Raw genomic sequence first — 22,291 nt, forward strand, 5'->3', positions numbered from 1 at the left:
TCACCCCCCAAAAAAAACGAAGGGGCACACCACCCAGTGCGCCCCTCGTCTCCCAGCTAATCGCGGTACTGCAACATCAACCGCCCACCAAACTCAAACAGTAAAAACCTCAAGCCTCCAGTTGCTCCAGCACCTTACCCTTGGTTTCAATCCCAAGAAAGTGCACCGCCACCGCCGCAAGAAACGGCACCGCCGCGAGGATATAGAACGCGACCTGCAGATTCCCACCGACCATCGTCTTCGACACGATAGCCGGCGCGAAGATCGCCGCCACCTTCAGCCACGCGCCGCCGACGCCGCACCCCATCGCGCGGATACTCGTCGGATACAGCTCCGGCGTGTACACATAAGCCGTGATGAATCCGCAAGCCAGGAAGCCCAGCGAGAACGCGCAGCACGTCGCCACGACATACACCGACGAATCGTGGAGCACACCCGCCAGCAGCAGCGAAATCGCACACGCCACGAACGACAGATTGATAATCGGCTTACGTCCCACCTTGTCGACCAGCAACGCGCAAGTCAGGGATCCCACCACGCCGAGCACCGAAGCCGCGACCGCCAGATTTAGCGCGAGTTGCAGCGGCGCGTGATAAATCGTGCGGTAGATCGTCGGCAGCCACGTCGAAAGACCGTATTGAATAAAGCCGCAAGTGATCCACAACATCGCCACGGCCAGCGTGCGCTTCAGATACGCGGGACCAAACAGGTCGCCCATGCGGCGCTTCGGATGACGATTGGCCATCGCTTCGAATTCAGCCGACTGCGTGACCGGCGGAAGTGGACCTTTGACCGCGCGTTCGAACGCATGCACCGCCACATCCGCGTCGGCCATCCGCTCACGTTCAGCGAGCCAGCGCGGCGATTCCGGCACGAGCTTGCGCAGCACGAAGAACAGGATCAACGGCATGCCGCCGATAAAGTACATGGCTTGCCAGCCGAAGCGCGGCACGATCCACGCACCCAACGCATTCGAAGCGAGCAGGCCGACCGGGAAAACGATTTCATACAACAGCACGAAACGGCCACGGCCATGCGCACGGCTGATCTCGTTGATGTAAGTCGCGGCCACCGGCAATTCGCCACCAAGCCCAAGCCCCTGAATCACGCGCAACACGACAAACGCCGCGAACGTCGGCGCAAAACCGCACGCAATGCTGGTGATGCCGATGATCCCCGAACTCAGCGCGATCGCCTTCACGCGCCCCTTGCGCTCCGCATACCACGGAAAAACGAACGCGCCGATCAGTTGCCCGACCGAACCGGAGCCGATCAGAAAGCCGATTTCCCACGGCGTCAGATGCCACTTCGCGATTAGGATCGGCAACGTGGCCGCGATCGCGATCACATCGAAGCCGTCGAAGAACGTCGCGAGACCGATCAGTATGCGCGCGCGCACCTGCATCGCATTCTTGGGCAAGCGCTCCAGACGCGCGATGATCGAGCCCCGGGTCACAGGGCCTGAGACACCGGCGCTGCTGCGGTCCCCCATGGTGTTGTCGATGGTTCTCATGCCGTTGTGCCGTCCGTAGATGTGGTTAGGCAAGCGCCGTTGAGGCGTCGGTCAGGGTGGCAAGGTCGATGGTTCGGCCTTGGTTCATCCATTTGCGCGACAGTTTCAGTTCGCGCGGCGTATTGATGGCGATCACACCGCGAATCGCGCTGTCTTCCAGATGGAACAGCGTGGCGCGTTTGCCCCGCAAGTCGCCGCGCACGGCGAGTTGTGCATCGCCTGGAATGTCGCCGAGAATCTGCAGGTTCACGTCATACTGATCGGACCAGAACCACGGAATATCCGCATACGGTTCGAAGGTGCCGAGCAATGCCTTCGCGACGGCAATCGCCTGGTTCTGCGCATTGGCCCACGATTCGAGCCGCACGCGGCGCTTGAGCCACGCGCTCGGATGGTTGGCGACGTCGCCACACGCGAAAATGCGCGGGTCGTCCGTGGCGCCGAAATGATCGACCACGATGCCGTCTTCCACCTTCACGCCCGCGGCTTGCGCCAACGCCGTGTGCGGCGTGAGACCGATGCCGGCCACCGCAAAATCGGCGTCGAGCGTCGAGCCGTCCGCGAACGTGGCGCGAATGCGATTGGCGTCGTGCGGATGATCTTCGAGCGCGGTGAGCGAAGCGTTCAAACACACGTCCACGCCGTTCGAGCGATGCAGGTCGAGCAGGAAACCAGACACCATCGGCGGCAACGAACGTGCGCACAGACGCGGCGCACCTTCCACCACCGTGGCCTCGACGCCGAGCTTGCGCGCCGTGGCCGCGACTTCGAGGCCGATCCAGCCGCCGCCCACCACCAGCACGCGCTTGCTGGCACGCAGGCGTTCACCCAAAGCAACGGCTTCATCGAGCGTACGCAAGTAGGCAATGTGCGAGGTCTTCACAAGCGACTCCGGCAACTTTCGCGCCGCACCGCCCGTCGCGATCACCAGACGGTCGTATTGCATTTCGCGGCCCGACCGCGTGCGCACGATGCGCTGCTCGCGTTCGATCGAAGTCGCGCAATCCGGCTGCCAGGCTTCGACGTTCAGCGCGTCGAAGTCGTCGGGCTTCACGAGCCGCACGGTGTCGATATCCGCTTCGCCCGCCAGCACCGCTTTCGAGAGCGGCGGACGTTCATACGGCAGATGGACTTCGTCGGCGATCATCACGAGGCGACCGTCGAAGCCTTCCTTGCGCAAGGTCTTCACGACCCAACCGGCCGCCTGACCGCCGCCGATCACGACGATCGTGCGCGGGGCTTCGAGTCCGGCATGGGCGGCTTGCGCCTTTGCGGCAGCAGCGTCAGTCATTTTTGCGCTCCGTCATGAACTTGCCTTCCGGCGCCTTCGCGTTTTTCTGGCGCCGTGTATTGCCGTCGATGCCGCCGTCGATCGCCCATTCGGCGAACACGGTCGGGCCCGGTTCGAAATCGCGCGGCTGCCAGTCGGGCGTGAGCTGGTCTTCGTCGGCGTAATACTCGATCAGGCCGCCCGCCGGGTTCTGGAAGTACCAGAAGTAAGCCGACGACACCGGATGACGCCCCGGCCCGAGTTGCGTGTCCCAGCCGCAGCGGCTGATATGCATGCCGCCGCCGAACACTTCGTGGATATCGCGCACGGTGAACGCGACGTGATTCAGGCCGCGCTTACCGTTGGGCAAAGCCAGCAGAAAAATGTCGTGATGGCCGCCGTGCGGCGCGCAGCGCATGAACGCGCCACGGCCCGGATAACGGTCGGACATTTCGAAGCCGAGCAGTTCCTGATAGAACTTTTCCTGTTCGGCGAGACGGTTCGTGAAGAACACCACGTGGCCCACTTCGACCGGCTCGGCGCGCTCGTAAATCGGCGACGGCTGATCGACGCGCAACGTTTGGCCCCACACGTTCGACGGCGAACCGTGAATGTCGAGCGCGCGCTTGCGGGTCACTTCGACGCGAATCGCCATGCCGTTCGGGTCGATGCAGCCGACGGCGTCGTCGGTTTCGAAATGGCCCGGCTGACTTGCGAAGCGCCCGCGCAATTCGTCGAGTTCGGCTTTCGTGGCCACGCCCCACGTTACTTCGCGCAGCGTCGGGCCTTCTTCGAACGCGGGTGGCAACGAGGGATCGTCAGCGTTCACAACGAGAATCGTGCACCCGTTCAGCGTTTCGAAGCGCGCCTGCGTTTCATCGTGCGCGACTTCCTTCAAGCCCCAGTCCGCGAAAAAGCGGCGACAGGTGGCGAGATCTGTCACGCCGTAAATAATCTGTTCAATGCCGAGAATCGTCATAACGTGCCTCTTGCGTATCTTGCGTATTAATTCGCCCACGCCAGCGGCGCGTCGTTCAAGCCCCAGTAGAGGCTCTTCTGTTGCATGTATTCGCGGATGCCGAGCCGGCCTTTCTCGCGTCCCATGCCGCTCTCTTTCCAGCCGCTGAACGGCGTCGAGATCGAGAACAGCTTGTAGGTGTTGATCCAGATGGTGCCGGCTTCCAGTGCGCGTGCGATCCGGTATGCGCGCTTGTAATCGCGCGTCCAGATGCCGGCGGCGAGGCCGAACACACTGTTGTTCGCTTCTTTCAGCAGCGAGGCTTCGTCGTCGAACGGCATCGCCACCAGCACCGGGCCGAAGATTTCTGCCTGGCAGATACGGGCGTTGTTGGTCAGGCCTTCGAGAATCGTCGGCTGGAAGTAGGTGCCTGCTTCGCGGCCATCGCCGACCGGGCGTTCGCCGCCGCACAGCAGGCGGCCGCCCTCTTCCAGGCCCAGCGCGACATAACGTTCGACGGTTTCGCGATGCGCCGCCGTAATCAGCGGACCCATCTGCGTTTGCTCACGCGACGGATCGCCGACACGCAGTTTGCGCGCGCCTTCCGCGAGACGCTTCATGAACGCGTCGTAGATCGAGCGCTGCACGAACAGGCGCGAACCCGCGATGCACGCTTCGCCCGACGAACTGAAAATGCCGTACAGCACGCCGTTGACCGCATGATCGAGATCGGCGTCGTCGAACACGATGGTCGGCGACTTGCCGCCGAGCTCCAGAGACACTGGCATCAACTTGTCCGCCGCGATGCGCGCGATGCCGCGGCCCACTTCGGTGCCGCCCGTGAACGACACCTTCTTCACCAGCGGATGACGCACCAGCACGTCGCCGATTACGGAGCCTTTTCCGGGCAACACGCTCAGAACGCCCTTCGGCACACCGGCTTCTTCGCAAATGCGCGCCAATGCCAATGACACTAAAGGCGTCACTTCAGCCGGCTTCAACACGACTGCGTTGCCGCCCGCGAGTGCCGGCGCGAGCTTCTGCGCGTCCGATGCAATCGGCGAATTCCACGGCGTAATCGCGGCGATCACGCCGATCGGTTCGTAAATGCTCATCGTCAGATAGTCGCCGCGCGAGGGCGTGACTTCTTCGTCGAGCGTTTCGAGGCACGCCGCGAAATAGCGGAACGTGTTCGCGGCGCTTGCCACCAGCACGCGAGTTTCGCCGATCGGCTTGCCGTTATCGCGGCGCTGCAGTTGCGCGAGCGCTTCGTGGCGCGCCATGATCAGATCGGCGATGCGGTACAGAATCAGCGCGCGTTGATGCGGCTTCAGACCCGACCAGTCGGCGCGGCGCCATGCGATATCCGCCGCTTCCACGGCGTCGCGGGCGTCGTCGGCATTGGCCGTCGAGATTTCCATGTTGACCGACTGATCCGCCGGATACAGGCTTTTGTACGGGTTGCCACGCCCTTGCCGCCATTCGCCGCCGATGAAAATATCGCCGGTGAGCACGAGGCTGGTATCGAAGTGAGTCATGTCGGTCATTCCGGTTTGCTTCAGCTAATCAACTGGGGCTTAAATCACGCAGCGCGCCGCGCGATTGCGTAGCGCACGCATCGCGCTGTACGCGGTCAGTGCGGACGTCTTGGGGTTATCCGGCAGCGGCTTGCCGCACATTTCCAACGACATCTCGCCGAATGCGCCGCGTGCCACGATGCGGTGCACGTTGCGCGTCACGTTCGGATCGGCGATCAGTCGAACCGTGGTGTGGTCCAGACCGAGGCCGGCCAGCGCGATCGTCGCGGCCACGTTGGCGTTCTTCGGATAGAGCCGGGCCGCTTCGCGCGCGCTGCCTTCGAAGATCACCTTCTCTTCACTCAGCGTATGCAGATCGCAGAGCTGTTCCGCCGGCGTGCCGAGCCAACCCGTGGGCGGCTTGCGGCCGGTGTACAGCACTTCGTCGAGACCGCCGAGCTTGGCCGCGGCTAGCGCATCCACGCCGCCGATCGCGCCGGAGAGCAGCGTCAGCGTGGCGTCGCCTTCATCGGCGGCTGCGGAGAGTGCGTCGAGCAGCAGCATGTCGGACAGCGCGCCGATGGATGCGACCGCGCAGTCCGTGCCGGCCTTCAGCAACGGAACCACGTGATCGACCAGTGCGCTATGTCCCGCGCATTCCAGCGCGAAATGCGGCTGGCTGCTCAACGCGGACACGGAGGCCACGACATCCACCGAGTCGCCCACTACTTCACGCACCGAAGCCATGTGGCGCTCCGGCACGATCACGTGCGACACGCGCACCGTCGGATCGGCGGCGACCGAGCGATACACCGCCTGGCCGATCGCGCCGAAGCCGATCATCGCGACGTCGACGGGTGCGTGATGCCCCGCGTAGCCCGCGTCACGCATGTTCCGGCTCCTGTTCCTTGACCGGCGGCCCCGCGAACGCGGTGGCGAACGAGCCGACCGACAGCATGTCCACTTCGACCAGCACCGGACCCGTCTTCGCCATACCTTCGCGAATGATCGCGTCGGCCTGGTCGAGCGATTTGATGCGGTAGTGCGTGAGCTTCAGGCTTTCGCAGAACTGCGCGAAATCCGGCTGATGCAGATCGACGTAGCAGCGGCGGCCACCGTATTGCGCGTCCTGAATGTTGCGGATCACGCCGTAGCACTGGTCGTTCATCAGCACGATCATCACGTTGGCGTTTTCCTGCACAGCCGTCGCGAGTTCGCCGACGTTGACCATCAGGCCGCCGTCGCCGACGAGGCACACGGTCTTCGCCGCGCTACCCGCGAGCGCCGCGCCGATGCCCATCTGCATGCCTTGGCCGATGCCGCCGCCGAGCGCGTGAACACCTGCACGCGGCGAGAAAATCTTCAGCATGCGGTTGCCCCACGTGCTGTTCGAGATCGTGACGTCGCGCACCCAGTTGTAGTCGCGGCCCACCGCCGACTGCAGCGCGTCGACGAGACGCTTGTACGGGCCGAGGCCCTTGCCCACATCGGCGACGGCGCTTTCGCGCGCGGCAGCGAGATCCTGCGCGAAAGTCGGGTCGACCTTCAGACGACCTTCGAGCAGCGTTGCAAGTTCTTCGAGTACCGAAGATGCATCGCCGTGAATGAACATCTCGTTGCGATAGCCGCGGTTATCGGCGAGCGCGTCGGCGTCGATGCGATACAACGGTTGCGGCAACGCGAGCTTGTACTTCAGCGTTTCATTGCCACGCAGACGCGAACCGACCACCACCAGCGCGTCGCACGTCTTGTAGAAGCTCTCGACCGCCGTGTGCACATTGAACGCGCCGAGCGTGGCCGGATGATCTTCCGGCAGCACGCCACGGCCTTGCACGCTGGTCACGACGCCGAAGCCCAGCGCCACCAGACGCTCGACCGCCTGGGTCGCGTGACGCGTGCCGCCGCCCAGCCACAGCAACGGGCGCTTGGCCGTCGCCAATGAATCGGCGAGTTGCGCGACGCGCTGCTTGCAATGCGTGAGCGTCGTGATGTGCGGCGCGGCCAGATCGGCGGGCCATTCGACTTCGGCGGCCTGAATGTCGATCGGAATCTCGACGCTCACCGGACCGCTCGGCGCGGTTTGCGCGACACGCACGGCTTCGCGGATAGTCGGCAGCGCCGTTTCAACGGAACGCACGCGAAACGCGGCCTTCGAGATCGACGACAGCATCGACAGTTGGTCCGGTGCTTCGTGGATATACGCGAGGTCCTGATCGAGGTATTCGGTTTCGATCTGGCCCGTGACGTGCAGCAGCGCGGTGCCGGCGGTCAATGCTTCGACCATCGCGCCCGCTGCGTTGCCCGCCGCGGTGCCCGTGCTGGTGAATGCAACGCCGAGGCCGCCGGAGACGCGCGCGAGGCCATCAGCCATGTTCACCGCGCCGGCTTCGCCGCGCGCGCCGACATAGCGGATCTTGCCGCGGTTATGGATCGCGTCGAGGATCGGCATGTTGTGGATCGAGATCACGCCGAATGCGGTTTGAACGCCGCATTGCTCGAGAAAGGCGGCGATCAGTTCGCCAATGGTGGTTTTGTTAGACATGTCGTGCAACGCCTCCAGAAACATCGATATGACTGCCCGTCGTATAGGACGACAGCGTCGTAGCCAGATAAAAGAGCGCTTGAGCGGCTTCTTCGGGGCGACCGAAGCGGCCTAGCGGAATGTTTTTCTTGCGCGCCAGCTCGGCCGTCCAGTCTTCCCAGCTCTGGCCCGGCTGCGCTTCTTTTGCGTAACGGCGGCGCCATTGACCCGATTCGACGATGCCGATCAGAATCGAATTGACGCGGATGCGCTGCGGCGCGAGTTCCACCGCGAGCGACTTGAGCAGGTTCTGCACGCCGGCGCGCGCCGACGAAGTCGCCACCATGTGCGGCTCGGGTTGCAACGCCAGCAGCGAGTTGACGCAGACCACTGAAGCGCTTCTGCTCACCCCAGCCGCGTCGCGCAGCATCGGCAGAAATGCGCGGGTCGGGCGAATCACGCTGAAGTACTTCAGGTCGAGTTCTTCGCGCCAGGCGTCGTCGGTGGTGTCGGCAAAAGTGGACACGCGGCCCTGGCCAGCGTTGTTCACCAGCATGTCGGTGCGGCCGAAGCGCGTCTGCACCGCTTCTGCGAAAGCCTTCACGTCGTCGGCGTCGAGTACGTCGCAGCGGCGGGCAAGCAACTGCGCGTTCGGAAACTGCGCGTTCAGCGCGGCTTCCGCTTGCGCGAGACGTTCGGTGTCGCGGCCGCAGATCGCGACCGAGGCACCCGCCCGCAGAAACAGTTCGGCGGTCGCGAGGCCGATGCCGGACGAACCGCCCGTCACCACCGCTACCTGTCCGGTCAAGTCGATTTGGATCATCAGAGTCCCAATGCCTTCATGTAATTGCTGCCCGCCTTCGGGCCGCCCTTCGGCCGATAGTTGAGCCGCTGCGAAAGTTCGTCGGCCGCGCGGCGGACCTTGTCGATCAGGCCGCTATCGAGCAGCGACGCATCGATCTCGTGGCGCGGAATCGTCGTCGTGATCACGGCGACGATGCGGCCCGTGTCGTTGCGCACCGGCGCGCTCACCACCGAAATGCCGCGCTCGAACGACGACTCGCTGATCGCGAAACCGCGCTTCGCGTCGTCGCGAATCCGTTCGTACAGATCGTCCACAGTGACCGGCGTCTGCTTCGTGTAGCGCTCGAGTTCCGGCTCGGGATAGAGCTTCTTCAGCTCGTCGAGCGTCATGTCGCCCATCAGCACCTGGCCATGTGTCGTGGCATAGGCCGGCAGACGCGTGCCCACGTTGACCTTCACCGAGCTGAAAATCGGCGCATGGCTTTGTGCCTTGGCGACGAACACGACGTCGCGTCCATCGCGAATCACGATGTGACTCGTGAGGCCCGTTTCCGTACGCAGCGCCTCGATAATCGGCAGACCGAGGTCGGTCAATTCGAGCGAGCTCAGATATTCGAAACCGAGCCGCAGCACCGCGACGCCGAGGCGATAGTTGCGGTCCTTGTCGGCACGCTCGAGAAAGCCGAGCGATTCGAGCGTTTGCAGCAGACGGAACACCGTCGTGCGAGGAATCTTCAGGCGCTTGGATAATTCCGGTGCGCCGAGAACCGGTTCGCGCGGCGAGAACTCCGTGAGAATCTTCAGACCGCGTTCGAGACCCGGCACCCGGTAGGCGGTGTCGCCGTTGGTGTCGTTGCCGGGGTCATTGCGGACTTCGTCCGCCTCGCGCTCGGCGTTAATTGTGTCGGGCGTGTCGGGCGTCATTCATTGGCTCCGTTGTCCGTCGCTCGTGCGACAGAACGTGTCGATGATCGCGGTGTACGCGGCGGGTGCTTCGATATAGCCGGCGTGCCCCGCGCGCGGCACGACCTGCAATTGGGTGCCCGCGGCCAATGCGAGTCGCTCGCAGGCTTCGGGCGTCGTAATGGTGTCGTCGGCGCCGACGGCCACGTTGATGCGGCCTGTGTAGCGCGCGAGGTCGCCGGCGAGATCGGTGTTGGCGAGCAGATGCGTGGCCTGCGCATAGCCATGCGGGATCACGCGCGACATGTTCCAGCGCACCCATGCGCGCGCTTCGCCGCCTGCGTGAGCGGACAACATATTGGTGCTGCGTTTTTCGGCGAGGCCTCGCGGACCGAGTTCGCTCAGCATCGCGAGACGCTGATCGCGCTTCGAATTACGCACTTCAGCCGATGCCGCGCCGTAGCCACCAGCCGGCGATAGCAGCAGCAAACCAGCCACACGCTGCGGATGCGTCACGGCAAACGCGCCGGCAATAATCGCGCCGAGCGAATGGCCAAGCAGCACGCACCGTTCGATGCCAAGCGCGTCGAGCCACTCGTTCAATATGCTTGCGTAATCGCTCGCCACGGGCGATTCAGCCGCGACCGGCGTGGATGCGCCATAACCCGGCGCATCCCACGCCAGCACGCGGCGCGTCGCACCGAGTCCTGCGAACTGCTGCACCCACGAAGCCGCGCCCGAACCGATACCGTGCAGCAACACGAGCGGCAGCGCGCTGCTGTCGGCGCTATCCACTTCGCGATAGCTCACCGCGCGTTGCGAGGCCAGCCAGATCTGCTGCGCCGGAAAGCGCGCGAGGCGGGCTTCGAGCGTGGCGTGCTGATCGGCGCTATCGGTGATAGAGGACGGGACTGCGGACATGATTTCCTTCGCGGGTGTTTTGAAACGGGTACGACGTCTTAGCGCTTGAGCTTGGCCAGCGGCGAATCCGGCGGATACGTCGGCGTAATGGGTTTCGGCGAACCGAGCATCACGCACATCAACGCGTCTTCTTCGCCGACGTTGATTTCCGTGCGATACACGCCCGGCGGCACCGAGATCAGATCGCGCTCGCCGAGGACCGCTTCCCACGTTTCGCCGTCTTTCTCGCAGATCACTTTCATCTTGCCGCGCAGCACGAAGAAAATTTCTTCGACATCCATATGAATATGGCTCGGGCCGATGTTGCCGGCCGGGATCACCATCGTCGAGAACGTGAAGCCGCCTGCGGGCACCGTGTTCATGTCTTTCGCGACGCCCGTGCCGCCAGTGCCGACATAGCGCATTTGCGCGCGGCGATACTTCGGGTCGTAGTCGGCCTGGAACTTCAGCGCGTCCCAGTCATAGCGACGCGTTTCCAGGCGCGCGACGCGAGTGTCCAGCCATTGGGCAAAGCTCGCGTCCGCGGGTTGGTCCCACGATTTGCGTTCGATATCGGCGTCCGCCATCTCTTTCTCCTTTTGATTCGACAAGGTCAATTCATCACGAAGCCGCCGTTGACCGGCAGCAATTGGCCGGTCACGAAGCGAGCGGCATCGGATAACAGGAACAGCACCGGCCCGGTGACGTCGTCGGGCACTTGTGCGCGCGTGAGCGCGCGGCCTTGCAAGTAATACTCGTGACGCTCGTCGGGCACGTACGCGGTCGCCTCGACTTCGGTCAGCCCCGGCGCGATCGCGTTGACCGTCACCTGATGCGCGCCGAATTCACGCGCCAGCGAGCGGGTCATCGAAATCACCGCGCCCTTGCTGGCGACATAAGCGAGCAGCTTCGGCGCACCCCACATCGCCGTGTCCGAGGCGATGTTGACGATGCTGCCGCGTCCCGAGTCGCGCAGATACGGCAGCGCGGCGGTGCTCATCAGCCAGGTGCCGCGCACGTTGACGTTCATCACGGCGTCCCACGTATCGACAGACAACTCGTCGGCAAACTTGCCGCCTGAGTTGGTGATCGCCGCGTTGTTGATCAGGGCGTCGAGACCGCCGAGCTGCGCCGCGCCTTGCTCCGCAAATTGCTTGATGCTCGCGGGATCGGCGAGATCGAGTGGTACGTATGTGACCGCGTGGCCTTGCTCGGCGAGCGATGCGGCGAGCGCCTTGGCTTCTTCGTGCAGCACGTCGCCGAACACCACGCGCGCGCCGGCCTGCACGAGCGAGCGGACGAATGCCGCGCCGAGACCACGCGCGCCGCCCGTCACGAGGACGCGCCGGCCGTTGAGCACTGCGGACGCGTCGTTATGCATGGCTGTGGCCTGCATCTGCCGTTTGCGCGGCGCCTGACTTCGCGGCTTCAGCGCGATGTGCTTCCAGCGCGGCGAAGTCCTGCTGTGCACGCTGACGCAACATGCGGCGCACACGCGTCATGCCGACGTCGTGCTGATACAGGAACTCGTGATTGCGCGCGTTCGGCGCCATGCTTTCCAGCACGTAGCGGTCTTGCTCCAGCACGGCCCAATGCAGACCTTCCAGGCGGTTGCGGTACAGGAAGCGCCAGGCGTCGCGTTGCCAGCCCGACACCTTGCGGGTGCGCCAGAAGTACACCTGACAGTTGTCGCCGTCGACCGGCGTCGCAAAGCCGATGATCCCGAAGTTGCCGCCCGGGCCGAACTTCTTCTTGTAGGGAATCGCGAGGCGCATCCACAGCGTGCCGGTTTCGCCGAGTTCCACCCAGTCGAAATTCACGTCGCGCTGGCCGACCTTTTCGAACATCAGACCGGTTTCAGTCTTGCGCACGCGCATGTCGGCCTGCTTGTCGCCTTCGGCCATCGAGTGCGAGGTCGCGTGCAGATACGCGCCGTGCATCGGGTCCATCACGTTGTCGATCGCGTACTGGTAATTGCACTTCCAGTTCGACATGCACAGGAAGCTCGCGTATTCCTCGCCAACCAGCTCTTCCGGCAACACCAGCGGCGTCGGTTCCTTATGCGCTTCGTCGCCGAACCACAGGAAGATCGCGCCGGCATGCTCTTCGACCGGATATGACTTGACGCATTTCTGGCCTTCCAGCGGGCAGTTCGACACGGCCGGCACTTTGGTGACTTCGCCGCTGCCATCGATTTCAATGCCGTGATACCAGCACGCGACACTGCCGCCGAGGTTCCAGCCGAGCGACAGACGCGCGCCGCGGTGCGGGCAGCGGTCTTCGAGCGCGTGGACTTTGCCTTCCTTGTCGCGCCACAGCACGATCTGGTCGCCGAGGCGCGTGATGCCGACTGGCGCGTCGCCGACTTGCCAGCTCGGCGCAACGGGATACCAGTAGTTACGCAGGCCTTTGTCCAGATACGACTGGATCGGGTCAGCCGCGCCTTGAGTTGTATTGGGGGACGTCATGAAGAGACTCCGGATACGGATGCGATGAACGTGTTCGGGAAAGCGCGCTTATTCGGCGAGCAGGCGGAATTCAGCGGCGAGGCGGTCGGCGTTCCACGTGCTGCCTTCCGGGGTGCGGAAGCCGACGCGGTTCAAACCGTCGACCACTTCCTGCAACTCCACCGCGCCCGCTTCGAAAACTTTCTCGAGCGCATCGCCAAAGTCGTTTTCGTATTGCGTCGGCTCGGCCTTACGCGTCTGCCAGATGAAGTTCTCGGTCTCGCCCGGCTTTTCGATCACCCCCTTGCCGGCGACGTTGTTCGGCTGCGGCGCGAGCCACGGCTTCAGGAAGGGATTGAAATTCACGATTTGCTCTCGCATGTCATTCCACCTTGATCTGGATTTCTTCGCCGGCGAGACGCACCGAGTACATCTTCAGGTCGCGGCCACCGGGCTCTTTCAAGCATTTGCCGGTCGGGATATGGAACACGGCCTCGTGCAGCGGGCACTCGACGGTGTCGCCGTCGACAAAGCCCTGCGTCAGCAACGCGTACGCATGGGGGCAGACGTTTTCCAGCGCGTACAGCGCATCGCCCACCTTGTAGATGCCGATCTCCGTGCCGTCGAGCTTGAACTCGAGCGGCGCGTCATCGGACAGGTCGCCGGCATGGCCGGCGCAGCGCCATTGTTCAGTCATTTCTCGCCTTCTCCTGAAGCCTTATGTTCCATACAAGGAACATCAGTTCGTGTATGGATAATTATAGGAGCGGCTTCGACCAGAGAAAATAAAAATCTGGACTGGTAGGGGAAAACACCGAGTGTGGCGCTCTCAACACAGCATCGCGCGAGGCGGCGCGAATGGCTACGGCACTCGCCGAGCAGTGCAGGGCTTGGGTTTGAGCCAAATTTTCCGATGAATCCGGCCACCCTTATGCGGGTTTGTACGGGGTCCGAAAATTTATTTTGACTACTCTCAGACTCACTATAATTTTCCATAGGCGATACAGACGCCCATAGGTGGAACATAAAGCGGAGCAGTTTTGGCGCATAAACCCCAGAGCTGCATTCAACCCAAAGCAAGGATCAGGGACGACGAATCCGGCGAGAGCTATCCGTCGTGTGATCAGGAGAACCAACGGTGAAGCACATCATTGCGGCCGGCTTGACGGCAATCTGCGCAACGACGGGCGCATGGGCGCAGAGCAGTGTGACGCTATACGGCAGCCTGGATGCCGGTGTCGCGTATATCAGCAATGTAGGCGGCCATTCGAAGTGGATGGAAGAACAGGGCAACATGCAGCCTGACCGCTGGGGCCTGAAGGGGGTGGAAGATCTGGGCGGCGGCCTGAAAGCAGTCTTCCAGTTGGAAAACGGCTTCTATACGAACACCGGCGCGTTCGCTAAACCCGGCGTGCTGTTCAATCGCCAGGCGTTTGTCGGCCTGAGTTCGGACACGATCGGCACGGTGACGCTCGGTCATCAGACGCCGTTCAGCTTCGACGTGTTGGGTCCGCTGAGCACGGCCTATCTGGCGGCCAGCTGGTACGCGTTCCACCCGGGCAATATCGACGAGCTCGCTGACACGGGCGTGGTGCCGTTCGACAATTCGGTGAAATTCCGCTCGGCGAGTTTCAGCGGCTTCCAGGTTGGCGCGATGATGGGTCTCGGCAACACGACCAACTTCTCGACCGGCAAGACCTTGAGCTTCGCGCTTAGCTATGCGAACGGTCCGTTCAAGGCCGGCGCGACGTATGCGAACGAGCACAATCGCACACCGTCGATCGTCACGACGGGCATCACCAACTTCCAGGGCGTGCCTGCGGCCAACTACACCGCGGACAAGGTCGAAAACATGGGCGCGGGCGCGTCATACCAGTTCGGCAAGCTGCTGGTGCACGGTCTGTACACGCGCGTGAAGCTGGAGTCGGGCGGACACTCGGACACGTATCAGAGCTACGACGTCGGCGCGAATTATCAGTTCACGCCATTCAACAGCGTGGCCGGCGGCGCTGCCACGACGACATTGGCGGGGCATCGCTGGACGCAGTTCGAGATCGGCGATATCTACGCGCTGTCGAAGTCGACGCAGTTGTATGTGAATGCGCTGTACGAGCGCGCCGGCTCGAATACGGATGCGGCGTTCTTTACGGCGGGTGTGTCGAGTGGACGGAACCAGACGATCATTCTGACCGGCATCCATCACTCGTTCTGAGGTTCTGCTGAAACCGCGATGTGGAGCATGCAGTCCGGCCGCAATCGCAGCCGGACTAGCGCTGAAGTGAATGCGGAAGTAGAGGCGGAATCAACCGGCCGCCACCGACTTGCGGCGAGCCTGAACCGCAGTCGGATCATCCGGGCGCGGCCGGTAGCTGAGTCGCTCGGACAGTTCGAGCGCCGCCTGGCAAACCGCGATGATGAGCGGCTCGCGCTCTTCGGCTTCGCCGATATCCGAACGTGGAATCGTCACGGTCAACGCCGCTGCGATCTTGCCGCTCTGCTCGCGCACCGGCGCGCTCACCACCGAAATACCTCGCTCGAACGACGCTTCGCTCAACGCATAACCGAGCGCCGCGCTCTCGCGCACTCTTTCGTACAGTTCTTCGACGGTGGCCGGCGTGCGTTCGGTGAAACGTTCCAGTTGCGGCTCCGGATACAACTGACGCAACTCCTCGAAGCTCAGATCGCCCATCAATACCTGACCGTGGACCGTCGCATGCGCCGGCAAACGCGTGCCGACATGCACCTTGACCGAACTGAACATCGGCGCATGGGTTTGCGCCTTGGCAACGAACACCACGTCGCGCTGATCACGGATCAGCAGATGCGTGCTCAGACCCGTGGCGTCACGCAGGCGCTCGAGAATCGGCGTGCCGACATCGGTCAATTCGAGCGAACTCAGATATTCGAAACCAAGCCTCAACACCGCGACGCTCAGGCGGAAATAGCGGTCGCCGTTGACGCGCTCGAGAAAGCCGAGCGCTTCGAGCGTCTGCAATAAACGGAACGTGGTGGTGCGCGGAATGCCGATGCGCTTCGACAATTCGGGCGCGCCGAGCACCGGCTCACGCGCGCTGAATTCCGCCAGAATGCGCAGGCCGCGCTCGAGGCCCGGCACGAGATAAGTCGATCCGCCGGCGCTCTCTTCGTCGGTGGAATCCGGGGACTCGGCGTCGTTCGCCTGGGCCGGCGGCAACGCGTCGTCCTGCGAAATCGAGGCGGCCGCACCGCGTGGCTTTGCGTGCTTGCGTCCCACTCCTGTCTGCTCTTCTTTTGCCATCTTGGCTGCCGTTTCTGCTGTTCATCAAGGTCAGATCAGCATGATAGCGCGTGGCGCGCGCCGCCCTCACCGCCTTCGCTATTTCTTGCACGACGCCGTGGCCGCAAGCCGTGCGATCGTCAACCAACGCGACACGCGCGCGCTATGCCGGGTCGTGCGCCGGGTCGTGGGCCGGGTCGTGGTTAACCATGCCATTTGCTGCACCGCCACCATTTCGTGCGGTGCTATGCTTTGAAGCGGTCCATTGCGCGAGGTCTCGCTGCCGCGCATTCGCTCCGCCCAGGCGTCCGGAGGCCATGCTCATGTCCGATTCCATTCAGATTCAGGTTGCCGACTCGCACCTTTATCCGGGCTGCGCGGTGCGCATCGCGCACTTGCCCGAGCCGGCCCGGGGGGCAGCCGCCGTCGTCGAATTCGCGGATGGTTCCGGCGCCAACGCCACGTGCCACCGCCGAGCGCTCGACGAACTCGAATTGATGGTCGATCGCTATGCCACGCAAAAGCGTCACCCAGTCGATACGCGGCATTGGCTTCTGCTTGCCGTCGACGCCACGCATAACAGTTGGCGCGTGAAGCGCCGGCTGCCTTAGTCTGCCTCTTTCGCCGCTTCGAATCCGCAACCGGTGCCGCGCGCACGCCGCTCCGAGCGGCGCTCTAGTGCCCGTCACAGCCACTTCGGAACCTACCGATGACCGACCACGACTCCACTCTGCCGCCGAACGCCGACAACGCCGATAACGCCCCCGACGACCCCGACCGCCGCCGAGTCCTGACCGGCCTGGCAGCGGTCGGTATCGGACTGGCGCTGACGGGCTGCAAAACCGACCAAAGCATGTCGAGCACTGGCGCGCCGCGCAGCGCTGCCGACTTGCGGCTCGACGCCGCGCTTCACGATCAGGTCAAGCACATCGTAGTGATCTACGCGGAGAACCGCAGCTTCGCGAACCTGTACGGCAATTTCCCCGGCGTCCAGCATCCGCTCGATGCCGTGAGCGCCGAGCGCTATCTGCAACTCGACCGCGACGGCAAAACGCCGCTGCCGCGCTTGCCGGCCATCTGGGGCGGCCTCGTGCCGCAAGCCCAGGAAGTGGACGGCAAGCGCTACATGATCGGCCAGAAGGATATCGTCAACCTGCATAACCGCCCGTTCCATATCGCCGACGCGCAGGGCGCGCCGCTGCCGACCGGCGTGATCACACGCGATCTGGTGCATCGCTTCTATCAGAACCAGATGCAGATCAATGCCGGCCGCAACAACCAGTTCGCCGCATGGGGAGATTCCGGCGGCCTGGTGATGGGGCACTACCGCAATTCCGCCGACACGCTGCGTCTGTGGAATCTCGCGCAGCAGTACACGGTGTGCGACAACTTCTTCATGGCCGCCTTCGGCGGCTCGTGGCTGAACCACATCTTTCTGATCTCGGCGCAGGCGCCGTTCTATCCCGACATCCAGAACAGCCCGGCGAAGAAGATGGTGTCGGTGGTCGACGGCGACGATCCGACCGGTACGCGGTTGAAGCAGTCGGAAGAGTCGCCCGCCTCCGCACTCGACGGCCCGCCGAAATTCGTCAACGACGGCGCGTTCACCGCCGACGGCTACGCCGTCAACACCATGGCGCCGCCGTATCAGCCGAGCAACGTGCGGCCGGCCGAAGGCGGCAATCCGGCCTTCGCGGACCTGTCGAATCCGCGCGTGCTTCCGCCACAGAATTACGCGACGATCGGCGACCGGCTGACCGACAAGGGTGTCGACTGGGCGTGGTACAGCGGCGCCTGGCAGTACGCGTTGGAGCACCAGGATACGGGCGCGGTGCCCGACTTCCAGTATCACCACCAGCCGTTCAACTACTTCACCAACTACGCGCCGGGCACGGCGGCACGGCGAAAGTATCTCCGCGATGGCGGCCTCGGCAACGACGCGTCGACCAACCATCTGATCGCGGATATCGATGCAGGACGCTTACCGGCAGTCGCGTTCTACAAGCCGCAAGGCGATCTGAACATGCACGCGGGTTACGCGGACGTCGAGTCGGGCGACCGTCACATCGCGACGGTGATCGAGCATATTCAACGCGGGCCGCAGTGGGCGAACACGGTCGTGATCGTCACCGTCGACGAGAACGGCGGCTGGTGGGACCACGTGTCGCCGCCGAAGGGCGATCGCTGGGGTCCAGGCTCGCGGATTCCCGCGCTGGTGATATCGCCGCTGGCGAGGAAGGGTTACGTCGATCACACGGTGTACGACACCAATTCGATTCTTCGACTGATCAGCCGTGTGCACGGCCTCGCGCCGCTCGACGGTGTGGTGGCGCGCGATCGCGCATTCGCGAGCAATGGGCTCGCGCCGCTGGGCGATTTGACAGCGCCGTTGGATCTGGCTTGAAGGTTCGAGAGTTCGTGAGAGTTGAAACGCCTGCGGCCGCGCCGCCGGTGTTTCAGCGCAAACTACTGCGCGACGCCATGCAGCTTGGCGATCACCGCATCTGAAATCTGCTCCGCCGTCTTCTTGATCGTCTTCTTCTCGTCGCCGCTCGCCATCACGAACTTGGCGGCGATCACGTACGGATTCAGTTTGATGACCGCGCCCGGCATGCCCTTGCTGTCGGCTTCGTCGACGGCCTGATACAGCGGCGGCAAATCAGGTGCCCCGAGACTATCGCACGACACCGCCACCTGGATGTCGTTCTGGCCCGCGCCGAAACCCACCATGGCACGCCTGAGGCGATTGCCATCATCAACGCTCAGAAACACGCCGCGCACTTGCCAACCGACAGCCGGCAACGGCTGACCCGGCGCACTGCGGCGCGCATCGACACCAGCCTTCTTCAGATCGTCCGTCAGCGCGTCCGCCATTTCGTCCACGATGTGTTTGGCGTGGTCCTGAGGATTTTTGTCCTGCCCCATCGGTCCCGGTCCGCTCGGCAGCAAACCGCGCAGGCGGCGCGCGCGTTGGCCCGGTCCGCTGTCCGGCGTCACGTTCGCCACGTCTAGATCGAAGTCGGCTACATAGACGATCGGCACCGGCGCGGCGAACGGTGCGCTGTCCGCCGCGGCGCTGACGGCGGCCACCGCGCTCAGGCATCCCGCGATCACCGCGCATTGCAGAAATCGACTCAGCATGGCATGCCTCCGCGAACGTCAACAGGACGCGGCTATCGTACAGCCGTACGCATCGGGCGTCCGTTTTTTCGTGCCTGATCGTCATACGTTTTGCCTTGCATAACACGCTTTGCGGCGTAGACTGGTAAAGCCAACTTCGCACTTTGTACGGAACCCGCCATGCGACTGACCATCCTCATCAACGGTTCCGATCCCACCGTCAGCCATGACTACGCTGTGCTATGGCTCGATACCGACGAACACCGGTGGTCGAGAGAAGCACATCAAGGGATCGATCTGCCCCCCTGGGGCGAGTTACACGACGATAACGGTGTGACGACCCTCTGTGCGCCCAGCACGGATGCGCCGTTGTGCACGCTGCGCGGATTGCACGTGGACCGCAAGCAGCGCGTGAGCGCCGCGCAAGGCGCCGCAGCATGGACTGCCCTGCCGACGCGCGCGACGACCAGCGGCTTCTGGCGTCTGCAAGCAGTGGACCGCCAACAGGTCCGCGCTGAACACAGCGTATTCGGCAATTAAGTTTCCACACCCTTTTTTATCGGTCGAATTTTCCGTGCGCGAGCGGCGCTTCGCTAGCGCATGGGTACATTCGTATGCGCGTTCGTGCGCACTTTTTTTCGATTGCCGCTTTCGTCTCCTGCGCATTTAAGCTCGCCTTAAGTTTGCGTGCGTAGAGTTGGAAGTCCACGCATTAGGGTCGCTGCAAGGCGGCCCGTTTTTTTTGGTGCGGCGCGATGTGGTCGCAACGCTATACTTGCGCCCCCATCCCTCGACTGACTGACACATGAAGAAGTGGTTTGCCTGTCTGTTGTTCGCCGTTGCCGCTCACGCTAGCGCAGCGCCTTCCTGCACCCAATTCACACCGAATGCGCAATGGCCGGTTCTGAGCAATCAGAAGATGGCCCCGAAAACGCGCATGCTTTGCTATAGCGATTTCGCGGTTTTGCATTCGGGCATCACGCACGGTCCGCTGTGGTCCGCCGAGCATCTGACGCGCGACCATATCGAAGCCGCCAAAGACATGGTGCGCACCAACAAGTTCTTCGAAGACGCGCGTCTGCCGGACGGCGAAGGCGCCACGCTCGCGGACTACAAGCGCAGCGGGTTCGATCGCGGTCATATGAGCCCGGCGGGTAATCGCTGGAATCAGGAGGCGATGGCACAATCGTTCTCACTGGCCAACGTCGTGCCACAAAACCGCGAGAACAACCAGCGTCTGTGGGCGCGCATTGAAACCTCGGTGCGCAAGATCGCCGTGTCGTACGACGATACCTATGTCGTCACCGGCCCGATCTTCAACGGCCAGCAGTTGCAGACCATTGGACCAACCCGCGTGTTCGTGCCGACGCAGTTGTTCAAGGTGGTCTACGTGCCGTCGCGGAAGCTGGCGTTCGCCGTGGTGGTGGACAACGTCTCGACCAACCGTTACGACATCAAGACAATTCACGAACTCGAAGCAGCATCGGGCATCCGTTTTCCGGGCATTCCGGAGAACCTCAAAGATCAGCGACCGGGAGGACTGAAAGGTGTTTAAACCCTATTCGAACGACGACGATGTGCTGAACATTCAGGGCGATGCGTTGACCGTGAGTAACGGTACGACGCGCATCGTGCTGAATGGCACGCTGGAACTGACGCAGGATCAGCGCGGATTGAAGGCGGCGCTGGCACTCAAGGAAGCAGTGGATGCGATCGTGACCAGCTTGCAGGCGCAGAGCAATTTGCCCGCGAAAGTGAAGGATGAACCGGATGCGAAACCGGGGGTCGTCCAGAACCCGTTTCAATGACGCGCTAACTTAGCGCAGTCATGCGGAGGCGCGAAGACGTTCGCCGCCTTCGCCTTTCGCACGCGGTCTCACGTTTCGGAATACCCCTGCTAGCGCATCGTCGTATCCGGCACCGTTCACCGCCGTGGGCCGCGTAGCTGAAACTGCTTCGGGATCCCCAATATGTTTCAGCGGTTACGTTTTGTCACCACACCGTCGTCAACTCCTGTCTCCCCGCCAACGTTAAACCGGCAGCGCTGAAACATTTCAGCCGCGATACAAGAATCAACCAGGAATCAACCGGTTAACCAGGAGTTAAACCATGAAGACGCTTTTCGCCGCTCTCGCTTCCGCTCTGCTCGTGTCGACCGCTTTCGCTCAAACGGCCGCACCGTCCACCACACAAGCCGCCCAGCCCGCGCAGACGCAGCCCGCTGGCCAGGCGAACCTGAAGGCGAGCACCGCCGTGCAAACGGGCGCCACGGACGAAGGCGCCGCGGCAACGAAAGCGCCGGCCAAAGCCGCCACCAAAGCGCAAGTGAAGAAGACTTCCGCCCATCACACGGCAAAAGCCCACAAGACCACCAAGAAAGCCGCGGCAGAAACGAGCGCCGCCAAGACTAAAACGGAGAGCGCGAAAGAGGCCAGCAATGCCCCGGTGAAAGCCGACGGCGCAAAGACCGACACGACGAAAACGCAATAACACGTGATCGGTTCCGGCACGCACCGGCCAGGCATGTGTAGGTAATCGAAGCCGAATGTGCCGTTCAGGGAGGGCGAGTCATATGACTCGCCTTTTTTCATGCGCGTTTCGGATCGCGTCGAGTTCTTGCACGTTAAGGGAGCCGTATGATTTTTCCAACGAACACCCCAATTTTTGCACCGCGTTTACCCGCAGACGTCTAATCTGAAGCTGTCTTGATCAACCATGGCGTCGACGAACGCCGCATCACATGGCTCTCACACAATCAATCGACAGTTTTGCCACTCAGCCGCTCAACGAGCCGCACGTTCAACGCAACAACGTCATTCCCTTTCCCGCGACGCGCGTCCGCTTGCAGGTAACCCTGCCGCACCGATCGTACGAACTTCCCGGCACCCAGCTTCGCGTCCTGCTTCATTCTCCTCTCGGTGTCTACGTCGTCTCCACAGAAGCGGTCCGCCAGGAAATCCGCGTGCAACTCGACATTGCCCCCGACGACCTCGACTTCACGCTGCACACGCTGATCTCGACGCTTCCCGCTGCGACGATCGGGCCATTGAAGCGCCGCAGCGCGGCCGCAAAGGCGCGCTAA

24 protein-coding genes are annotated in these 22,291 nt (G+C 63.0%); 8 read left to right on the top strand and 16 right to left on the bottom strand.

Annotation, left to right across the window (positions count from 1 at the left end; all coding sequences use genetic code 11):
• Positions 1-109: 109 nt before the first annotated feature.
• From P0D96_RS12030 to P0D96_RS12095, 14 genes are read right to left on the bottom strand one after another with little or no spacing between them, the layout of a single operon-like run.
• Complete coding sequence (locus P0D96_RS12030) at positions 110-1,513, bottom strand: MFS transporter (protein WP_408177552.1); 1,404 nt, start codon at positions 1,511-1,513, stop codon at positions 110-112.
• Between the two features lie 25 nt (positions 1,514-1,538).
• Positions 1,539-2,804: an NAD(P)/FAD-dependent oxidoreductase gene (locus P0D96_RS12035; protein WP_408286163.1), complete on the bottom strand. Its 1,266-nt coding sequence runs from the start codon at positions 2,802-2,804 to the stop codon at positions 1,539-1,541.
• Positions 2,797-3,762 (bottom strand): VOC family protein, encoded by a 966-nt coding sequence (locus P0D96_RS12040; RefSeq protein ID WP_408286161.1) that lies wholly within the window; start codon positions 3,760-3,762, stop codon positions 2,797-2,799. The genes P0D96_RS12035 and P0D96_RS12040 overlap by 8 nt, the downstream gene beginning before the upstream one ends.
• Positions 3,763-3,788: 26 nt before the next feature.
• Entirely contained in the window at positions 3,789-5,279 is a 1,491-nt protein-coding gene (locus P0D96_RS12045; RefSeq protein WP_408313713.1) for an aldehyde dehydrogenase, read from the bottom strand.
• A gap of 39 nt (positions 5,280-5,318) precedes the next feature.
• Positions 5,319-6,149 (bottom strand): aspartate dehydrogenase, encoded by an 831-nt coding sequence (locus P0D96_RS12050; protein WP_408313570.1) that lies wholly within the window; start codon positions 6,147-6,149, stop codon positions 5,319-5,321.
• On the bottom strand, positions 6,142-7,800 hold the full coding sequence (locus P0D96_RS12055) for a thiamine pyrophosphate-binding protein (protein WP_408177554.1): 1,659 nt from the start codon (positions 7,798-7,800) through the stop codon (positions 6,142-6,144). Before P0D96_RS12055 ends, P0D96_RS12050 begins: the two co-directional genes overlap by 8 nt.
• Positions 7,793-8,602 carry an SDR family oxidoreductase gene (locus P0D96_RS12060; RefSeq protein ID WP_408313572.1) on the bottom strand — a complete coding sequence of 270 codons (810 nt, stop codon included), beginning with the start codon at positions 8,600-8,602 and terminating at the stop codon, positions 7,793-7,795. The genes P0D96_RS12055 and P0D96_RS12060 overlap by 8 nt, the downstream gene beginning before the upstream one ends.
• Complete coding sequence (locus P0D96_RS12065) at positions 8,602-9,507, bottom strand: IclR family transcriptional regulator (RefSeq protein WP_408313574.1); 906 nt, start codon at positions 9,505-9,507, stop codon at positions 8,602-8,604. Before P0D96_RS12065 ends, P0D96_RS12060 begins: the two co-directional genes overlap by 1 nt.
• On the bottom strand, positions 9,508-10,407 hold the full coding sequence (locus P0D96_RS12070; protein ID WP_408313576.1) for an alpha/beta fold hydrolase: 900 nt from the start codon (positions 10,405-10,407) through the stop codon (positions 9,508-9,510).
• A 38-nt stretch (positions 10,408-10,445) separates the two neighbouring features.
• Positions 10,446-10,973, bottom strand: a complete 528-nt coding sequence (locus P0D96_RS12075; protein ID WP_408177558.1) for a cupin domain-containing protein — start codon at positions 10,971-10,973, stop codon at positions 10,446-10,448.
• Between the two features lie 26 nt (positions 10,974-10,999).
• Entirely contained in the window at positions 11,000-11,767 is a 768-nt protein-coding gene (locus P0D96_RS12080; RefSeq protein WP_408313578.1) for an SDR family oxidoreductase, read from the bottom strand.
• Positions 11,760-12,854 carry an aromatic ring-hydroxylating dioxygenase subunit alpha gene (locus P0D96_RS12085; RefSeq protein WP_132379261.1) on the bottom strand — a complete coding sequence of 365 codons (1,095 nt, stop codon included), beginning with the start codon at positions 12,852-12,854 and terminating at the stop codon, positions 11,760-11,762. The genes P0D96_RS12080 and P0D96_RS12085 overlap by 8 nt, the downstream gene beginning before the upstream one ends.
• 48 nt (positions 12,855-12,902) lie before the next feature.
• On the bottom strand, positions 12,903-13,214 hold the full coding sequence (locus P0D96_RS12090) for a recombinase-like helix-turn-helix domain-containing protein (RefSeq protein WP_408177561.1): 312 nt from the start codon (positions 13,212-13,214) through the stop codon (positions 12,903-12,905).
• Between the two features lies 1 nt (position 13,215).
• Positions 13,216-13,530 carry a non-heme iron oxygenase ferredoxin subunit gene (locus tag P0D96_RS12095; protein WP_074289216.1) on the bottom strand — a complete coding sequence of 105 codons (315 nt, stop codon included), beginning with the start codon at positions 13,528-13,530 and terminating at the stop codon, positions 13,216-13,218.
• Between the two features lie 441 nt (positions 13,531-13,971).
• On the opposite strand from P0D96_RS12095, the gene P0D96_RS12100 reads away from it, so the two are divergent.
• Positions 13,972-15,045, top strand: a complete 1,074-nt coding sequence (locus P0D96_RS12100; protein WP_408177562.1) for a porin — start codon at positions 13,972-13,974, stop codon at positions 15,043-15,045.
• Positions 15,046-15,135: 90 nt separating this feature from the next.
• Here P0D96_RS12100 and P0D96_RS12105 read toward each other — a convergent pair whose 3' ends face one another.
• The gene (locus tag P0D96_RS12105) at positions 15,136-16,110 is read right to left on the bottom strand and encodes an IclR family transcriptional regulator (protein ID WP_408177563.1); all 975 of its coding nucleotides are present in this window, start codon (positions 16,108-16,110) and stop codon (positions 15,136-15,138) included.
• 302 nt (positions 16,111-16,412) lie between these two features.
• Between P0D96_RS12105 and P0D96_RS12110 the strand changes: the two genes are divergently transcribed.
• Both P0D96_RS12110 and P0D96_RS12115 read left to right on the top strand, forming a co-directional pair.
• Positions 16,413-16,700 (top strand): hypothetical protein, encoded by a 288-nt coding sequence (locus P0D96_RS12110; RefSeq protein WP_132379269.1) that lies wholly within the window; start codon positions 16,413-16,415, stop codon positions 16,698-16,700.
• 98 nt (positions 16,701-16,798) lie between these two features.
• On the top strand, positions 16,799-18,493 hold the full coding sequence (locus tag P0D96_RS12115) for an acid phosphatase (protein ID WP_408313580.1): 1,695 nt from the start codon (positions 16,799-16,801) through the stop codon (positions 18,491-18,493).
• Between the two features lie 62 nt (positions 18,494-18,555).
• Here the strand turns inward: P0D96_RS12115 and P0D96_RS12120 are convergent, their stop codons facing one another.
• On the bottom strand, positions 18,556-19,230 hold the full coding sequence (locus P0D96_RS12120; RefSeq protein WP_408313582.1) for a DUF4410 domain-containing protein: 675 nt from the start codon (positions 19,228-19,230) through the stop codon (positions 18,556-18,558).
• Positions 19,231-19,389: 159 nt separating this feature from the next.
• Between P0D96_RS12120 and P0D96_RS12125 the strand changes: the two genes are divergently transcribed.
• The 5 genes from P0D96_RS12125 to P0D96_RS12145 all read left to right on the top strand — a co-directional run bounded on the left by P0D96_RS12125 (position 19,390) and on the right by P0D96_RS12145 (position 22,291).
• Entirely contained in the window at positions 19,390-19,749 is a 360-nt protein-coding gene (locus P0D96_RS12125; RefSeq protein ID WP_342960212.1) for a DUF3564 domain-containing protein, read from the top strand.
• 265 nt (positions 19,750-20,014) lie between these two features.
• Positions 20,015-20,764: a DNA/RNA non-specific endonuclease gene (locus P0D96_RS12130; RefSeq protein ID WP_408177565.1), complete on the top strand. Its 750-nt coding sequence runs from the start codon at positions 20,015-20,017 to the stop codon at positions 20,762-20,764.
• Positions 20,757-21,017 (top strand): hypothetical protein, encoded by a 261-nt coding sequence (locus P0D96_RS12135; RefSeq protein ID WP_132383314.1) that lies wholly within the window; start codon positions 20,757-20,759, stop codon positions 21,015-21,017. The genes P0D96_RS12130 and P0D96_RS12135 overlap by 8 nt, the downstream gene beginning before the upstream one ends.
• Positions 21,018-21,318: 301 nt before the next feature.
• Positions 21,319-21,699: a hypothetical protein gene (locus P0D96_RS12140; protein WP_342960210.1), complete on the top strand. Its 381-nt coding sequence runs from the start codon at positions 21,319-21,321 to the stop codon at positions 21,697-21,699.
• Positions 21,700-21,949: 250 nt separating this feature from the next.
• Positions 21,950-22,291, top strand: a complete 342-nt coding sequence (locus P0D96_RS12145) for a hypothetical protein (RefSeq protein ID WP_132383318.1) — start codon at positions 21,950-21,952, stop codon at positions 22,289-22,291.

The sequence above is a fragment of the Paraburkholderia sp. RL17-347-BIC-D genome (genome assembly GCF_046027915.1).
Taxonomy (GTDB): Bacteria; Pseudomonadota; Gammaproteobacteria; order Burkholderiales; family Burkholderiaceae; genus Paraburkholderia.

Excerpts from the sequence above, each read along its gene's own strand:
- P0D96_RS12055 (WP_408177554.1), bottom strand. The coding sequence starts at position 7,800 with ATGTCTAACAAAACCACCATTGGCGAACTGATCGCCGCCTTTCTCGAG.
- P0D96_RS12120 (WP_408313582.1), bottom strand. The coding sequence starts at position 19,230 with ATGCTGAGTCGATTTCTGCAATGCGCGGTGATCGCGGGATGCCTGAGC.
- P0D96_RS12030 (WP_408177552.1), bottom strand. The coding sequence starts at position 1,513 with ATGAGAACCATCGACAACACCATGGGGGACCGCAGCAGCGCCGGTGTC.
- P0D96_RS12085 (WP_132379261.1), bottom strand. The coding sequence starts at position 12,854 with ATGACGTCCCCCAATACAACTCAAGGCGCGGCTGACCCGATCCAGTCG.
- P0D96_RS12095 (WP_074289216.1), bottom strand. The coding sequence starts at position 13,530 with ATGACTGAACAATGGCGCTGCGCCGGCCATGCCGGCGACCTGTCCGAT.
- P0D96_RS12075 (WP_408177558.1), bottom strand. The coding sequence starts at position 10,973 with ATGGCGGACGCCGATATCGAACGCAAATCGTGGGACCAACCCGCGGAC.
- P0D96_RS12105 (WP_408177563.1), bottom strand. The coding sequence starts at position 16,110 with ATGGCAAAAGAAGAGCAGACAGGAGTGGGACGCAAGCACGCAAAGCCA.
- P0D96_RS12090 (WP_408177561.1), bottom strand. The coding sequence starts at position 13,214 with ATGCGAGAGCAAATCGTGAATTTCAATCCCTTCCTGAAGCCGTGGCTC.
- P0D96_RS12070 (WP_408313576.1), bottom strand. The coding sequence starts at position 10,407 with ATGTCCGCAGTCCCGTCCTCTATCACCGATAGCGCCGATCAGCACGCC.
- P0D96_RS12080 (WP_408313578.1), bottom strand. The coding sequence starts at position 11,767 with ATGCATAACGACGCGTCCGCAGTGCTCAACGGCCGGCGCGTCCTCGTG.
- P0D96_RS12035 (WP_408286163.1), bottom strand. The coding sequence starts at position 2,804 with ATGACTGACGCTGCTGCCGCAAAGGCGCAAGCCGCCCATGCCGGACTC.
- P0D96_RS12040 (WP_408286161.1), bottom strand. The coding sequence starts at position 3,762 with ATGACGATTCTCGGCATTGAACAGATTATTTACGGCGTGACAGATCTC.
- P0D96_RS12130 (WP_408177565.1), top strand. The coding sequence starts at position 20,015 with ATGAAGAAGTGGTTTGCCTGTCTGTTGTTCGCCGTTGCCGCTCACGCT.
- P0D96_RS12050 (WP_408313570.1), bottom strand. The coding sequence starts at position 6,149 with ATGCGTGACGCGGGCTACGCGGGGCATCACGCACCCGTCGACGTCGCG.
- P0D96_RS12045 (WP_408313713.1), bottom strand. The coding sequence starts at position 5,279 with ATGACTCACTTCGATACCAGCCTCGTGCTCACCGGCGATATTTTCATC.
- P0D96_RS12145 (WP_132383318.1), top strand. The coding sequence starts at position 21,950 with ATGGCTCTCACACAATCAATCGACAGTTTTGCCACTCAGCCGCTCAAC.
- P0D96_RS12115 (WP_408313580.1), top strand. The coding sequence starts at position 16,799 with ATGACCGACCACGACTCCACTCTGCCGCCGAACGCCGACAACGCCGAT.
- P0D96_RS12140 (WP_342960210.1), top strand. The coding sequence starts at position 21,319 with ATGAAGACGCTTTTCGCCGCTCTCGCTTCCGCTCTGCTCGTGTCGACC.
- P0D96_RS12065 (WP_408313574.1), bottom strand. The coding sequence starts at position 9,507 with ATGACGCCCGACACGCCCGACACAATTAACGCCGAGCGCGAGGCGGAC.
- P0D96_RS12110 (WP_132379269.1), top strand. The coding sequence starts at position 16,413 with ATGTCCGATTCCATTCAGATTCAGGTTGCCGACTCGCACCTTTATCCG.
- P0D96_RS12060 (WP_408313572.1), bottom strand. The coding sequence starts at position 8,602 with ATGATCCAAATCGACTTGACCGGACAGGTAGCGGTGGTGACGGGCGGT.
- P0D96_RS12125 (WP_342960212.1), top strand. The coding sequence starts at position 19,390 with ATGCGACTGACCATCCTCATCAACGGTTCCGATCCCACCGTCAGCCAT.